Genomic DNA, 14,386 nt, shown 5'->3' with positions numbered 1-14,386 from the left:
TAATCCGACCTACATAAAGACCAACACGACACGTTTTTTAAAACGAGACCCCAACGGCACATTCACAGGATTTTTATGAAACGGCTGATTAACCTGACGCCCACCAAACCTGCCAGGCTCTTGCTGGGCATCCTGCCTTTTGCACTTATCCTGCTGATTTACCTGATTGCCTCGGATGCGCGCCTGGCAGAAAACCCCAGCGATAAATTGCTGCCGAGTTTTGCGCAAATGGGCAATGCCATCAACAATCTCGCATTTGAAGAGAGCAAACGTACTGGTGAGTATTTATTTTGGCAGGATACCTTAAGCAGTTTACAGCGGCTGGCATTGGGGATGGGCATTGCGGCGTTAATCGGTTTTTCACTGGGCATCTTGACCGGCGCTATTCCAACGGTTTATGCACCGCTGGCGCCTTTGTTAACCGTGATCTCGCTGATTCCGCCCATGGCGATCTTACCGGTGCTGTTTATTGTGTTCGGTTTGGGCGAACTGTCTAAAGTCGCGCTGATTGTGATCGGCGTTGCGCCCTTTATTGCGCGGGATATCCAACGCAGCACCCAGGAAATTCCGCTGGAACAACTGGTAAAAGCGCAGACGCTGGGCGCTTCGAGCTGGCACATTCTGGTGCGGGTATTGATTCCACAAATGTTGCCGCGCTTGATCAGCTCGGTGCGTCTATCCCTGTGTACCGCCTGGCTGTTTTTAATTGCGGCGGAAGCCATTGCCTCTACCGACGGCCTGGGTTACCGCATCTTTTTAGTACGCCGTTATATGTCCATGGATGTCATTTTGCCCTATGTCGCCTGGATAACGCTGCTGGCCTTTTTACTCGATTGGTTGCTCGACCGCATCAGCAAACGCTGCTTTACCTGGCACCACCAGGAGGCCGGAAAATGAAACAGGCTCCGATGATTGAAGCAAAAAACCTGTGGAAACAGTATGGCGATAACGTTGTGCTGGAGCGCATGAACGTGCGCGTTAATGCCGGTGAATTTATCACCATGGTCGGCACATCCGGGTGCGGCAAAAGCACCTTTCTGAAGATGCTACTGGGAATGGAATCGCCCTCTTCCGGCGAATTATTGTTAGATGGAAAACCCATCCCCAATGAGCCGGATCAATCGCGCGGCATTGTGTTTCAGCAGTATTCGGTGTTTCCACACCTGACCGTACTGCAAAACGTTGTGCTTGCACGGGAATTTGAACAGTCGCGCTGGTTAGGAAAATTATTCGGCAGCGCAAAACGCCGGGTGGAAGATGAAGCCAAGGCATTGATCGACACTGTCGGTTTAACCCCGGCATTACAACGTTACCCCCATGAATTATCCGGCGGTATGAAACAGCGGCTCGCCATTGCCCAGGCACTGATCCGCCGGCCACGCATTTTGTTACTGGATGAACCCTTTGGCGCGCTTGATCCGGGCATTCGTGCAGATATGCATCAGCTGGTATTAAAACTCTGGCAGGAACATCAGCTGACCGTGTTTATGGTGACCCACGATTTAAGTGAAGGTTTTTATCTCGGCACACGTTTGTGGGTGTTCGACAAACTGCGCCGTGACAACCAAGCCCCCACTGCCTACGGCGCCAATATTACCTATGACTTACCCATCACCCGACAAAAAGTTGTTGTACCCAAAGATTTGCAAGCCATAACAGAACAGGAATAACGCTAGCCATGAGTGAGATTATTTACACCACCCAATTACCCGGCAATGCTCACTGGTCACTGGACATGCGACGCGGTTCAATGATGCGCCTGACCGACATCGACGGTGGCGCTAACGTGGGCATGCTGTTTTATAACCCGCGTAATTTGCTGGAGCGCTACAACGCGCCGGACACCTTGAAGTGTCAACACACCTTTAAATTGCAGCGGGGCAATTGTTTGTATTCCGATATGGGCCGAATTTTTGCGTCGATCATCGAAGACGATAGCCACTGGCACGATACCGTGTGCGGTAACAGCAACGCCGCCTTGGTTGAAAAGAAATGGGGCAAACGCGATTACCAAACCCAACGCAACGACTGGCTGCAAAATGGCTACGATGCCTTTCTGGTGGAATTGGCCAAATACGGCTTAGGCCCGGCCGATATGGCAGCCAATATTAATTGGTTCAGCAAAGTAGTGAGTGATGATGCGGGCAATATTCAGCTCGACGCCAGCGCGCGCAAACCCGGCCAGCAGGTTACCTTGCGTTTTGAGATGGATACGCTGGTGGTACTGCATACGTGTCCGCATCCGTTGGATAACGCCGAACATTATCCCTTTAAAGCGGTGAGTATTGAATTAGGTAAAGCTGATCCGGTTGCCGATGACGATTATTGCAAAAATTTTCGGCCGGAAAACCAGCGCGGCTTTATGAATAACCATTTGTACTACTTGTAAAAATTGTTGTCGGATTATGGCGCTTTTGCGCCTAATGCGACCTACTGGAACACGAAAGTCATGCCTGTAGGTCGGATTAGCCAAAGGCGTAATCCGACATTGTTGGCCAACGCAAGTACATCGTCGTTTGAAAATAAAATTATTGTCGGAGCATTAATTATGCTGATTGAAAGTCAACGCAATCCGGAACAGGCCGCTGCGCGCCATTGGGTCGGCGCGGGGGATTATTTTTTGGGAGAAATTAAACAGGGGCAAACGCTGCGACTGGTGGATCTTGAAGGTAACCAGGCAGCGGATGTGTTGTTTTATAACGCGCAGAATCCCAGCGAACGTTATAGTGCGACAGATACGATTCGCACCCAGGGAAATGTGTATCTCAGTGGCGGTAGCAAATTAATCTCCAACAACAACCGTGAGATGCTGGAGATCGTGGCCGATACCTGTGGCCGTCACGATACCCTGGGCGGCGCCTGTGCAACAGAAAGCAATACGGTGCGCTACAGCCTGGAAAAACGATGCATGCACGCCTGCCGCGACAGCTGGATGCTCGCCATTGCCGAGCATCCGGAATTTCGCATCAGCAAGCGCGATATTACCCACAACATCAATTTTTTTATGAATGTGCCGGTTACCAGCGACGGCGGCTTGACTTTTGCCGACGGTATTTCAGCACCGGGAAAATATGTTGAGCTGACCGCGAAGATGGATATCGTCATGTTGATTTCCAATTGCCCGCAACTGAACAACCCCTGCAATGGTTACAACCCGACGCCCATCGAAGTGTTGGTGTGGAATTAGAAGCCGTCTAAAAAACTGCCTCTTCAGTGGACGACCACTGTCGTAAGAAAACCCTGCGGGACGGCCCGCTGGAGCTGACATGTTTACCAAGGTATTAATCGCCAATCGTGGTGCTATCGCTGTTCGCATTATCCGCACGTTAAAAAAACTCAATATTCAATCCGTGGCTGTCTATGCAGAATCCGATCGCGATTCCCTGCATGTTCGCCTTGCCGATGAAGCCTTTTGCCTGGGCGAAGGGGCAGCGGCACACACTTACCTGGACCGCAAGAAAATCCTGGCTGTCGCGCAACAAAGCGGTGCGCAAGCTATTCATCCCGGTTACGGTTTCTTAAGCGAAAACGCCAGCTTCGTTGCGGAATGCGAAGCGGCTGGTCTGGTGTTTATCGGCCCCACGGCAGAGCAGATGGTAACCTTCGGTTTAAAACACAAAGCGCGGGAACTGGCTCAAGCCGCGAGCGTGCCCTTGTGTCCCGGCACCGATTTGTTAAAAGACATCAACGACGCGAAACAGGCTGCTGCGGCTATCGGTTACCCCGTAATGTTGAAAAGCACTGCAGGTGGTGGTGGCATTGGCATGCAGCTGTGTCAAAGCGAAACTGAATTAGTCAACGCGTTTGATAGCGTGAAACGGCTGGGAGCAAACAACTTCGCCGATGACGGCGTGTTCCTGGAAAAATTTATTGCCGCCGCGCGTCATATCGAAGTACAGATCTTCGGCGATGGTAAAGGCAAGGCCGTCGCCATCGGCGAGCGCGATTGTTCCAGCCAGCGTCGCAATCAAAAAGTGGTTGAAGAATGCCCGGCACCGAACCTGCCTGAAGCACAGCGGGCGGCCATGCAACGCACCGCTGAGCAACTGCTGGCATCGGTGAATTATCGCAATGCGGGCACCGTAGAATTTATCTACGACGCGCAGGAAGAAAAATTTTATTTCCTGGAAGTCAACACGCGTCTGCAAGTTGAGCACGGCGTAACGGAAGAAGTCTGGGGCGTGGATCTGGTGGAGTGGATGCTGCGCCAGGCGGCGGATGAACTGGGCGATATCGTTGCATTACGCAATCAGTTGACCGGTAAAGGCCACGCTATTCAAGTGCGTGTTTATGCCGAAGACCCCGCACAAAATTTTCAACCCTGCGCCGGCTTACTCAGCCAGGTTATCTGGCCTGCAACCCAAACGGGTGTGCGTATCGATCACTGGATTGAAAGTGGTATTGACGTACCAGCATATTTTGATCCCATGCTGGCCAAGGTGATTGTGCACGATACATCGCGCGAGGCCGCGTTAAAAAAACTCGCTGACACACTGGAGGCGTCCAGTTTGTACGGGATTGAAACCAACCTCGGCTATCTGCGCGCACTCTTGCACGATGAAACCTTGCGCAGCGGGAAGATGACCACGCGTTACCTCAATCAGTTCGTTTATCAACCCGCCCGCATTGACGTGATTCAGGGCGGCACCCAAACCACGATCCAGGATTATCCGGGCCGCTGTGGTTACTGGCATGTGGGCGTGCCCACCTCCGGCCCCTTCGATAATTATTCATTTCGCCTCGGCAACCGCTTGTTAAACAACAGCGACACCGCCGCCGGTTTGGAGATTACCCTGCAGGGCCCGACGCTGAAATTCAGTTGTGCGACCACCATCGTATTAACCGGTGCAGCCATTGAAGCAAAACTGGATGGCCAACCGCTTGCGATTTATGACGTGATCAATGTCGCTGCCGGTCAACAGTTACAGTTAGGCCGAATTACGGAACAAGGTGCACGCGCGTATTTATGTGTGGCGGGCGGGATTCAATGTCCGGATTATCTCGCGGCCAAGGCCACCTTTACGCTGGGCCAATTCGGTGGTCACAATGGGCGCGCGTTACGCGCTGGTGATGTCCTGGCGCTGGATAAAAACCATTGCCAAAGCCGTGAATCTATCACGCCATGCCCCGATGCGTTAAAACCGGTGATCACCAATCAATGGCAGGTGCGCGTTATCTATGGCCCACATGGTGCGCCGGATTTTTTTACCGACGAGGATGTTCAACAATTCTTTAATCACGACTGGGAAGTGCATTACAACTCCAGCCGCACCGGCGTGCGCCTGATCGGACCCAAACCACAATGGGCGCGCACCTCCGGCGGCGAAGCCGGTATGCACCCGTCGAATATTCACGACAACGCTTACGCTTTCGGTACGGTGGATTTTACCGGCGATATGCCGGTGATCCTCGGCCCCGATGGACCATCGCTCGGCGGATTTGTTTGCCCGGCCACGGTGATTACCGCTGACTTGTGGAAACTCGGTCAATTGCGTGCGGGCGATAAGATTCGTTTTATTCCTGTTAGCGTCGATGCCGCTGTTGCTATCGAAGCCGCACAGAAAAAAAATTTGCAGAATCTTGCAGATCAATCGCTCGCGCCTTCAGTCGCCGTGACGGAACTGCCCTCGCCTATTGTGGCGCGACTGAGCGCAGACACCTGCGGCGAAGATATTGTGTACCGCGTGGCCGGCGATCACTTCCTGTTGGTGGAATATGGCCCACTGGAACTGGATATTAAACTGCGTTTTCGCGCCCACGCCCTGATGCAATGGTTGCAAAAAAATTCCCTGCCCGGCTTGCGCGAACTCACGCCGGGAATTCGTTCCTTGCAGGTTCATTACGACAGTCAAGTCCTGTCGCTGGAACAATTGCTGGCTCACCTGCAGCGCGGCGAGCACGAGCTTGCACAACAGCTCGCCGAATTAAGCGTGCCCTCGCGCATCGTATATTTACCCCTGAGTTGGGATGATGAAGCCTGCCAGCAGGCTATTCAAAAATACATGCAGTCCGTGCGCGCTAACGCGCCCTGGTGTCCCAGCAATCTGGAATTTATCCGACGCATCAATGGGCTGGATTCCATTCAGAACGTAAAAGACATTTTGTTTAGTGCGTCCTATCTGGTGATGGGCCTCGGCGATGTTTATCTCGGTGCGCCCGTGGCGACGCCGACTGATCCACGCCATCGGCTGGTAACCACCAAATACAATCCAGCCCGCACCTGGACGGCGGAAAACTCTGTCGGCATCGGCGGCTCTTATCTGTGTGTGTATGGCATGGAAGGTCCCGGCGGTTATCAATTTGTCGGGCGCACTTTGCAGATGTGGAACCGTTATCGCCAAACCAAAGAATTTGCCGAACCCTGGCTGCTGCGCTTCTTTGACCAGATTCGTTTTTATGAAGTGTCCAACGCGGAACTACAGGATATTCGCCGTGATTTTCCGCAGGGTCGCTATGCCTTGCGGATTGAAGAAAGCCACTTCAGCTTGAAAGAATACGAAGCGTTTCTTGAGCAAAACGCGCAAGACATCGCCGCGTTTACACAGCAACGCGAACAGGCGTTTGATGAAGAGTTAGCACGCTGGCATGCCAATGGGCAGTTTAATTATGAGCAGGCGGAGGTTGTTGAAGAAACTGCCGCGAGCGATATTCCCGACGACGCTATTTGTGTGGATAGTTCTGTCTCCGGCAGTGTTTGGCAAACCCAGATTCAACCCGGCCAGGTTGTTAATGCGGGCGATGTGTTGTTGATCCTTGAGTCGATGAAGATGGAGATCAACATCACCGCGCCCTGCGCGGGTAAGGTCGTGCACGTGTTGAAAACGGAAGGTTCGCGTGTACAAGCGGGGCAGACGTTAGTGGTGATGGAGGGTGTGGAGTAAAAACGAAAATGTGTGGATGAAAAGGTTATGCGAAGTTGTAATGGATAGTGCCGTTTGCGAGTCTGGTGTCGGATTACGCTGCGCTAATCCGACCTACGAGTTCGGCCATCTCTGCGACATGTAGGTCGGATTAGCCGCCCAGCGGCGTAATCCGACATCTCTCGCCGAAGCAATACAGACAACCCATGTGCCATCGTAATCCGACAACCCATCAAGCCGGAATCGTACGATCCGCCGCCCAATGACGCAGCTGATTAATTTGCTCCGCCATCACCACCGACAAGGGACTGGTGGACGCAATTTCCTGCAACAACAATTGCGTATCCACCGCTTTGCCTTGCGACGCCGCGTTATACAAGGCCGCCACAATCGCCTGCTCAATCTCAGAACCGGAAAACCCTTCACTTGCCACCGACAGCTGTTGCAGGTCGAACTGATCCGCAAGGCAATTACGTTTATTCAAATGAATCGCAAAGATATCCTTGCGCACCTCTGCATCTGGCAGATCGACAAAAAAGATTTCATCCAGGCGTCCTTTGCGAATCAATTCCGGCGGCAATTGGCTGATGTCGTTACTGGTGGTCACAATAAACACGCGCGTGCGGCGCTCGGCCATCCAGGTCAAGAGTGTGCCCAGCAAACGTTGCGAGGTGCCGTTGTCGCTGCTGCCCTGGCTCATGCCTTTTTCAATTTCATCGAGCCATAAAACGCAGGGCGACATCGCATCTGCCAGCTTCAAGGCTTCGCGCAGATTGCGTTCGGTTTCACCGTGGTATTTGTTGTAGAGCGCACCCACATCCAGCCGCAACAAGGCAATGCCCCACAAGCTCGCCACGGCTTTGGCGGCCAAACTTTTACCACCGCCTTGCACACCGAGCAGCAAAATACCTTTGGGTCGGTCCAGATTGCTGTCGTCGCTACAAAATGCTTCGCGGCGCGCCATCAACCAGCGTTTTAAATTATGCAAACCGCCCACTTGCGAAAAGTTTTCCGTTTGCGGTTCAAAGTTCATCACCCCTTCCATATCCAGCAGTGCGAACTTGGCTTTGTTGATACGCGGCAAATCCTCTTCACTCAAGGCGCCGTCGTTCCAGATGGCGCCGCGCACCAACCGCCGCGCATCGCTCACGCTCATGCCCTGTAAATTGCTGACGAGTTTTTTCAGGGTGAGGTTGTCGGTTTTTACCCGTGCACCGGCATGGCGGTCAGACCAGTCTTTGGCTTCTTCGCGAATAATCTCCATGAGTTTGTCGTCGGTGGGCAAACTCAGTGAATAGGAAACGCTGTAGCGCGATAATTCCGGTGGCAAACGCAATTGATAACTTAGAAACACCAGCGTGTGCGGTACCGCAAAATGATTGAGGGCGATGTCTTTCAGCAAGCGCACCACGTTCGGCTGATCTTCCAGAAACGGGTGCAGGTCGCACAGCGCGTAGATGCCCGGCTGAGTCTGGCTTTTGATATGTTTCAGCGCCTCTTCGGCACCATTGTGCTCACTGCCACGCGGCACCAGTTGCGGGCCGAAGCTCATGCGCGCGAGTCCGTCAGTCACTGACCAGCGATACAAATCCTTGCTGTGTTTGTTCGCCACGCGCAGCAACACATCCAGCGCTTTTTTTTCTTCGAAGGTCTCGATCACCACCAGGGGAATGCGAGAATCGAGTATGTGTTTCAGTTCATTGGCATCTTGCACGCTAGCGTCCTCAGCAACACGATCAGCGCGCAAGCATGCAATGAAGCCGTTAAAACTGCAATCCCTGTTAGGGAGCAGTTACGGTCAGGGTTTGGCGTTGCCGCACATCCTGGCTGGACGCACCCACCTGGATTTCATAACGACCGGGATCAACCGCGTAGGTATTTTTCCGGTCATCGTAGTGGGTAAAATCACGGGCCGGTTTGAGCGTAAAACTCACTCGCTGTGTCTCACCCGGTTGCAGGTTTACCCGCGCCACGCCACGCAATTCTTGCCGAGCACGTTCACGTTGGGGGTCCAGCGGGTGAACATAGAGTTGCACCACTTCGTCACCCGCACGCTTGCCGGTATTTTTTACCTGCACCGACACGCTCACCTCGTCCTCTAACGCGGGCTTGCGATTATCCAGCGTTAATCCGGAATATTGGAAACGGGTGTAGGACAACCCATGGCCGAAGGGATACAGAGGCTCTCCGGTAAAGTAACGGTAGGTGCGTCCTTTCATGGCGTAGTCGTCGAAAGGCGGGAGTTTTTCGTCGGCTTTATAAAAGGTAACCGGCAAACGGCCTGCGGGATTCACATCCCCGAACAACACATCGGCGACGGCGCTACCACCGCGTTGGCCGGGGTACCAGGCCAGCAGGATCGCGGGCAGTTTTTCCTGGGCCCAATCCACCGCCAGTGCAGAACCGCTGGTCAGCACGAGCACCACAGGCTTGCCCGTTGCGTGTAGCGCTTCCAGCAATTTTTGTTGCGGCGCCGGAAGACGAAGGTCCGTGCGATCACCACCGGCAAAACCGGGATAGTTCACCTTCATCTCTTCGCCTTCCACGTCACCGGTCAGGCCACCAACGAATACAATAACCTCGGCTGCCTGCGCGGCGGCCATAGCTTCTTCATAGGGAGATTTTGCACCGGGCATCCGCCAAGCCAGACGCACCTCGGCATCGCGGGCATCTTCAAAATATTCAAGGGTGATGGGATAAGCTTTACCCGCTTCCAGCTCGACAAAGACGCTTTTGCTATGCACGCGCTCGGCCAGTTGCCAGGCATCGATAAGGGTTTTGCCATCCAGGGACAACCGGAAGCCATCGTTAGCGCCCACACTGATTTCGTAACGGCCAGTGACGGGCGGCATCAACTCGCCCGTCCAGCGCACACTGAAACCATCGCCCGCCAGACCTTGCGCCATATCCAGTTCACCGCGCGCGACCAGATCATCGGTAGGCGAACCGCGATCCCAGCGAAAAGCGACCCGGGGATCGATGCGGCTCAGCACCGGTTTGCCCTGCAATTCCATACCGCGAAAATATTCCGCCTGTAGTCCCTGCTGCTTCGCATCGGCGGCAGGCCGTAAAAATGCCGGTTCAATGACCGGCGCAGCGCGCGGCTCTTCGCGCCCCTGTACCAGATCAGCGCCGCGCGCATAGAGCACCTTGGTGTTCGGAGAAACAGCAGCACGAATGCCCTGCAATACGGTCACCGGTGCGGCGGGCGTGCCGTAGTAATTGCCCAGCAGCGCCATAACATCGTCAGCCGTCGGGCCAATAACCGCGAGGGTGCCGATGTCTTTGGCGAGCGGCAGCGCACCGGTGTTTTTCAGCAACACCATTGAGGATTGCGCCGCCCGGCGCGCCAGTTGGTCGTGCGCCGGTGCCTGGTTTACCGAATAGGGAATTTGCGCAAATGGCACCTGTTCAGCCGGGTCAAACATACCCAGCCGAAAACGGGTGTACATCAGACGGGTCAAGGCCGCGTCAATCTCCGCTTCGCTGATCAGATCTTGCTTGACGGCACCGAGCAAGGCTTCATAGGTTCTGCCGCAATTTAACTCAGTACCCTTTTTAACACCGAGCGCGGCTGCCGCCTCCGGGGTGGAGACGATCTTGTGGTAGCGGTAGATGTCCTCGATGGAGTCGCAATCGGAGACCACATAACCATCAAAGCCCCAGTCCTTACGCAGGATATCAATCAGCAGGCGCTGACTGGCGGAGGCGGACTCGCCGTATACCCGGTTGTAAGCACCCATGACCGAGGCTACCTGCGCATCCTGCACCAGCGCGCGAAAGGCCGGCAGGTAAGTTTCGTAGAGATCCCGTTCACTGGGATGCACATCAAAATAGTGGCGATCTGCCTCCGGCCCGCTGTGCACCGCAAAGTGTTTGGCCGTTGCATCTACCTTGTGATACTTCGGATGTTCGCCCTGCAAGCCTTTAACAAAAGCCACGCCCATCTGCGACGTCAGAAAGGGATCTTCGCCGTAGGTTTCCTGGCCACGCCCCCAGCGGGGATCGCGAAAGATATTGATATTGGGCGACCAGAAGGTCAGCCCCTGATAGCGCAGGCGCAAGCCGCGACTGGCGAACTCGTGGTGCTTGGCCCGCCCTTCATTGCCAATCACTTCCGCAACCTCGCCCATCAACTGCGGATCGAACGTAGCCGCCAACCCAATGGCCTGGGGAAACACCGTCGCCGACCCGGCGCGCGCAACACCGTGCAGGGCCTCGTTCCACCACTCATAGGCAGGCACATCCAGGCGTGGAATGGCGGGAGTGTTGTTCATCATCTGCCCGATCTTTTCTTCCAGCGTCATATGCGCTACCAGATCGGCAGCCCTCTCTTCGAATGAACGCTGGGTGTCGCGGTAGATGGGTTGTTCCGTAGGCGGCTCAGGCGCGGCTTGCACGGCACCGCCCAGAAGAAGCAATCCAAAGAGAAACGAATAGTGGAGCTGCCGGATATTCATGGTCATGTTTCCTCACGGGCCAGCGATCAGGGCTTTATTGTTTTTCAGACTATAACTATTGGCTTGCTTGCATACAAGGCATGTAACCCCCACGGCCAAATTCCCGGCTGCCCGGGCCAGACTTATTCGTTACAATGCAGAGGTTTTCTGCTCACCACACGAGACTCATGCCATGCCCGGAATCCAGCTCAGCTTCGTTGATCGTTTGATTGTGCAAGCCGACCGCGCACTGCGCACGCTGGCAGGCGCCAGTGACCTGACCGCCGAGCGCCCTTCCCCTGCCACCAGGCTGCCCAACAGGGAACTCAATGAACAAGAGAAGCGCCACGCCGCCGGATTGATGCGCGTCAATCACGCCGGTGAAGTCTGCGCCCAGGCGCTCTACCAGGGGCAGGCCCTGACTGCGAAACTGCCCGATGTACGCCAGGAAATGGAAAAGGCTGCCGCCGAGGAAGTTGACCACCTGGTGTGGTGCCAGCAACGGATTGATGAGTTAGGTAGCCATACCAGTTACCTGAATCCGCTCTGGTACGGTTTGTCTTTTGCCATTGGTGCCGGTGCCGGCCTGGTGAGCGATCGTGTCAGCCTCGGTTTTGTGGCCGCCACTGAAGATCAAGTCTGCCGACATTTAAATAACCATCTCGCCAAATTGCCTGTCGAAGATTTCAAAAGTCGCGCGGTGGTGGAACAGATGCTGGAAGACGAAGCGCGCCACGCCGATGCGGCCTTGGCGGCTGGCGGTATGGACTTTCCCGCGCCCGTAAAGGTAGTGATGACCCTGGTATCCAAAGCCATGACCTTCAGCAGTTACCGCATCTGAGTTCTTACCCCTTTATTCGCAGGACCGCATCCGTGTTTATCTGGCGTCAGGTGCTAGACTTCGGTAAATCCATAACACATAAAGATGTTGATCATGTTTATCACCCGCTCACTTCGCTGGTGGCTGGCAAGCCTGGTACTTGCCTACATGGCCGGCGGTCATGCCGGGACGCCGCGTATTACTTTTTCCTGCTGGCTACCACCTCATTCCGCTCACTTCATCAAGCTGGATGCCATCTACCGCGAGGCATTTGCCGCCCTGGGGTATGACTTTGTGATGCAGCATCGCCCCACCCTGCGCTCGATACAGGATGCCAATCACGGCGTGAGCGACGGAGAATGTGCACGGGATTTTCATTACCTGGCGAGCGCGCCTGAATCACCACTCATTCGGGTGAACGTGGTCGTGGCCAGCGCAGATTTGCAGATATGGAGCTATCAGCCGGACGTTCGCATCGATAACCTCAGTGAACTGAACAGTGGCAAATACCGGCTGGGTTATATGCAGGGCTCCGCCGCCACCAAAAGCCTGCTGACGCCCGAGCGCCAGCGCGATGCGCAAGGCCTGGTGACCAGCGAGATCGGGATAAAGATGTTAAGTGCCGGCCGTATTGATGCGCTGATCATCTCAGAGGCATCCGTTAAACGCATCCTGGCAGAGATGCCTCTACCGAATCCGATCTACCACGCCGGCACCCTGTTTCGTCAATCGGCGTATGTGCACCTGCATCCACGCCACCGTCAGTTGGTGCCGGCGCTCACCCGGGAATTGCGCCAACGCATTCCGGAGGGCGGTATCAGCCTGGAATAGCACTCCCAGACTGACTGGTTTAATCCGCCGAATGGATTTCGTAACTGTGGGTAATCTCAACGCCAGCCGCTTCCAGCATGATCGAGGCCGAACAGTATTTGGTTGCCGACAGTTCTACCGCCCGCTTGACCTGCGTCTCTTTCAAATCCTTCCCGGTGACAATGAACTGCATATGGATCTTGGTGAACGGCGACGGAATACCCTCGGCCCGCTCAGCTTCCAGCTCAACACGACAATCCGTTACCGCCTGGCGCGCCTTGGTGAGAATACTCATCACATCAAACGACGAACAACCACCCAAACCCAAGAGCAACATCTCCATCGGGCGCACACCCAGATTCCGACCACCATGGTCTGGCGGGCCGTCCATCACCACCGAATGACCACTGCCCGATTCACCAATAAACTGCGCACCATCTACCCATTTCACTGTTGCATGCATATTCCAACCCTTACTGATTCTGGAGTTTTCCGGGCCGCAAGGTTATCACAGAGGCCCGCGCTAATGCGTCAATGTCACCAAAATCAACACATGCGGCGCTGAGTTAAACTTTCTATAGACAACGACGGACTCTAGGCTTATAACTGCATCACAAAGTTTAGAGTCCGGCTCCGCATCGACTGGTACGCATTTTCGTTTCTGGTCATAATGCGCGCCATATCAACCTGATAAATCCTATAAAGTAAACTAGGAGCCCAACTTGGTCGCCGTCTCATTAACGCCGCACATTAAGAATGTGGATGAGTTTTTAAGCCATTGTCACCGTCGCCGTTATCCCGCCAAGAGCACTATCATTTACGCGGGCGACAAAAGCGATTCCCTTTATTACATCGTCAAAGGTTCGGTCACCGTATTGATTGAAGATGATGAAGGCCGCGAGATGATCGTTGCCTATCTCAACGACGGCGACTTCTTCGGCGAGATGGGCCTGTTTGACGAAAAAGATTCCCGCAGTGCCTGGGTCCGCGCCAAGTCGGAATGCGAAGTAGCCGAAATCAGCTACGCCAAGTTCCAGGAAATCTCCGAATCCCACCCTGAATTTCTCTTCGCCCTCGGCAGCCAGATGGCCCGCCGCCTGCGCGCCACCACGCGCAAAGTGGGTGATCTTGCGTTCCTCGATGTGACCGGTCGCGTAGCCCGCACCTTGCTGGATTTATGCAAAGAGCCGGATGCGATGACTCACCCGGATGGTATGCAGATCAAGATTACCCGCCAGGAGATCGGCCGTATTGTGGGTTGTTCTCGCGAGATGGTTGGCCGTGTACTGAAGACTCTTGAAGATCAGGGGTTGGTGCTGGTGAAAGGCAAGACTATGGTGGTTTACGGGACCCGTTAAAGATTTATACAGTCCGCAATGCTCGCACAATGCGAGTTTGGCGTTAGGCCTGTTGTTTCGAAACCTTCAAGTCAGGGACGACTTGAAGGAGCTACAGGG

At 54.4% G+C, this 14,386-nt stretch carries 11 protein-coding genes; 8 read left to right on the top strand and 3 right to left on the bottom strand.

The window, feature by feature from the left end; genetic code table 11:
* Window positions 1-75: 75 nt before the first annotated feature.
* From ACSV5M_RS10535 to uca, 5 genes are all read left to right on the top strand, one after another.
* A complete protein-coding gene (locus tag ACSV5M_RS10535) occupies window positions 76-897 on the top strand; it encodes an ABC transporter permease (RefSeq protein ID WP_439176114.1) in 822 nt (273 codons plus the stop codon).
* Window positions 894-1,670: an ABC transporter ATP-binding protein gene (locus tag ACSV5M_RS10530; RefSeq protein WP_439176112.1), complete on the top strand. Its 777-nt coding sequence runs from the start codon at window positions 894-896 to the stop codon at window positions 1,668-1,670. Before ACSV5M_RS10535 ends, ACSV5M_RS10530 begins: the two co-directional genes overlap by 4 nt.
* A gap of 8 nt (window positions 1,671-1,678) precedes the next feature.
* The gene (locus tag ACSV5M_RS10525; RefSeq protein WP_439176110.1) at window positions 1,679-2,389 is read left to right on the top strand and encodes an urea amidolyase associated protein UAAP1; all 711 of its coding nucleotides are present in this window, start codon (window positions 1,679-1,681) and stop codon (window positions 2,387-2,389) included.
* Window positions 2,390-2,548: 159 nt separating this feature from the next.
* Window positions 2,549-3,187 (top strand): urea amidolyase associated protein UAAP2, encoded by a 639-nt coding sequence (locus ACSV5M_RS10520; RefSeq protein ID WP_439176108.1) that lies wholly within the window; start codon window positions 2,549-2,551, stop codon window positions 3,185-3,187.
* A gap of 79 nt (window positions 3,188-3,266) precedes the next feature.
* Complete coding sequence (gene uca / locus ACSV5M_RS10515) at window positions 3,267-6,881, top strand: urea carboxylase (RefSeq protein ID WP_439176106.1); 3,615 nt, start codon at window positions 3,267-3,269, stop codon at window positions 6,879-6,881.
* A 211-nt stretch (window positions 6,882-7,092) separates the two neighbouring features.
* Here uca and ACSV5M_RS10510 read toward each other — a convergent pair whose 3' ends face one another.
* Window positions 7,093-8,574, bottom strand: a complete 1,482-nt coding sequence (locus ACSV5M_RS10510) for an AAA family ATPase (protein WP_439176104.1) — start codon at window positions 8,572-8,574, stop codon at window positions 7,093-7,095.
* Window positions 8,575-8,641: 67 nt separating this feature from the next.
* On the bottom strand, window positions 8,642-11,320 hold the full coding sequence (locus ACSV5M_RS10505; RefSeq protein WP_439176102.1) for a glycoside hydrolase family 3 C-terminal domain-containing protein: 2,679 nt from the start codon (window positions 11,318-11,320) through the stop codon (window positions 8,642-8,644).
* 172 nt (window positions 11,321-11,492) lie between these two features.
* Between ACSV5M_RS10505 and coq7 the strand changes: the two genes are divergently transcribed.
* On the top strand, window positions 11,493-12,140 hold the full coding sequence (gene coq7, locus ACSV5M_RS10500; protein WP_439176100.1) for a 2-polyprenyl-3-methyl-6-methoxy-1,4-benzoquinone monooxygenase: 648 nt from the start codon (window positions 11,493-11,495) through the stop codon (window positions 12,138-12,140).
* A 93-nt stretch (window positions 12,141-12,233) separates the two neighbouring features.
* On the top strand, window positions 12,234-12,950 hold the full coding sequence (locus ACSV5M_RS10495; RefSeq protein ID WP_439176098.1) for a hypothetical protein: 717 nt from the start codon (window positions 12,234-12,236) through the stop codon (window positions 12,948-12,950).
* Window positions 12,951-12,969: 19 nt separating this feature from the next.
* On the opposite strand, the gene ACSV5M_RS10490 is transcribed toward ACSV5M_RS10495, so the two are convergent.
* The gene (locus ACSV5M_RS10490) at window positions 12,970-13,392 is read right to left on the bottom strand and encodes an OsmC family protein (RefSeq protein ID WP_439176096.1); all 423 of its coding nucleotides are present in this window, start codon (window positions 13,390-13,392) and stop codon (window positions 12,970-12,972) included.
* Window positions 13,393-13,651: 259 nt separating this feature from the next.
* On the opposite strand from ACSV5M_RS10490, the gene crp reads away from it, so the two are divergent.
* A complete protein-coding gene (gene crp, locus ACSV5M_RS10485; RefSeq protein ID WP_439176094.1) occupies window positions 13,652-14,287 on the top strand; it encodes a cAMP-activated global transcriptional regulator CRP in 636 nt (211 codons plus the stop codon).
* The last annotated feature ends 99 nt before the right edge of the window (window positions 14,288-14,386 follow it).

The sequence above is a fragment of the Cellvibrio sp. ARAG 10.3 genome (assembly GCF_051846955.1).
Lineage (GTDB): Bacteria > Pseudomonadota > Gammaproteobacteria > Pseudomonadales > Cellvibrionaceae > Cellvibrio.
Note: the sequence above shows the minus strand (reverse complement) of the source record. Positions and strands in the feature narration are given on the sequence as shown.